The sequence below is a fragment of the Flavobacterium aquaticum genome, from assembly GCF_003259835.1.
GTDB lineage: Bacteria > Bacteroidota > Bacteroidia > Flavobacteriales > Flavobacteriaceae > Flavobacterium > Flavobacterium aquaticum.
On the sequence record NZ_QLMI01000027.1, the window covers coordinates 1 to 1,353 of the forward strand.

1 protein-coding gene is annotated in these 1,353 nt (G+C 38.4%); it reads left to right on the plus strand.

What is annotated here, in order from left to right; all coding sequences use genetic code 11:
• Positions 1-127: 127 nt before the first annotated feature.
• Positions 128-1,353, plus strand: a 1,226-nt coding sequence (locus B0I03_RS13145) for an RCC1 domain-containing protein (protein WP_394338080.1), incomplete at its 3' end; no start/stop codon positions are given.

Consider the following 1,353-nt stretch of genomic DNA (forward strand, 5'->3'; position numbering starts at 1 on the left):
AGCAGGTATGTATATGCTAGTGGTTAAACAAGCGGGTACTATCTTATGGCAAAACAAGTTAATTATTAAATAGATTAACCCTAAACAGGTACGCTTTTAGCGTACCTGTTTTTTAAACTAACGAATTATGTTTAAAAAAATTACTTTACTCTTTTTATGGATATCAATTACAAGTTTTGGTCAATGTTTTGATAAATTAAGTTTGAGAAGTTCTGGTTTTCATAATGTCTCTATAAAATCAGATGGAACTTTGTGGGGTTGGGGATATAGTTCCTTTGGTCAATTAGGCAATACAAATTTAATGAATCCAACTCCTTTTCAAATAGGAACGTCTACTGATTGGCATAAAACATTTGCAGGTGTTGCCAACACATTTATTATCAAAACTAATGGAACGCTTTGGGGAATGGGTAATAGTGAATTTGGACTTTTAGGGAATGGTTTAACAACTCAGGTAAACCCCACCTTACAGCAAATCGGTACCGCCTCTAATTGGCAAAAGATATCCGCTTCAACTCAAATGACTATTGGATTGAAAACCGATGGTACTATTTGGGGTTGGGGACAAAACGATCAATATGAAATGGGGAATAATACATGTTGTGCCAACCAACTTATTCCAATTCAAATTGGTACAGCGAATCATTGGATGGATATTGAATCAACAAGTATGGGTGCCTCTGCCTTTGCTTTAAAAAATGATGGCACTATTTGGGGATGGGGATTGAATACTGCGGGTTTATTAGGTAACAGTACTGTTATGGCTCGAAGTGTTCCCACTCAATTGAATGCAGATACCGATTGGGCTAGTATTCATGTTGGAGTTGCCCATATTTTAGCCTTAAAAACCAATGGTACCTTGTGGTCTTTTGGGGGGGGGGAATTTGGACAAACTGGAGATAATTTCCCTTCATCTTACTATAGAGACACACCAACTCAAGTCGGTACAAGTACTTGGTCTAAAGTATTTGCTGGTTGGAAAGTTTCCTTTGGAATTAAACCTGATGGTACATTATGGGCTTGGGGGCTTAATGATGTTGGACAGCTTGGAATAGGCAACACCACGAACCAATTTACCCCTGTTCAAGTGGGTAGTGATACCGACTGGGTTGATGTGGTTTCTGGTGGTGCTGGAAATGATCAATTTACTATTGCTACCAAATCCGATGGTACGGTTTGGGCCTGGGGAGATAATCAAGTGGGGCAATATGGTAATGGTACTGTTGGAAATCCAGTTTATGTTCCTACCCAAATGACGGGGCTTTGTGCTACCTTAAGTACTGATGAATTTCAACAAGAAAATGTTTTTACGATGTATCCTAATCCTGCTAAGGATTTAGTAACATTAGATTA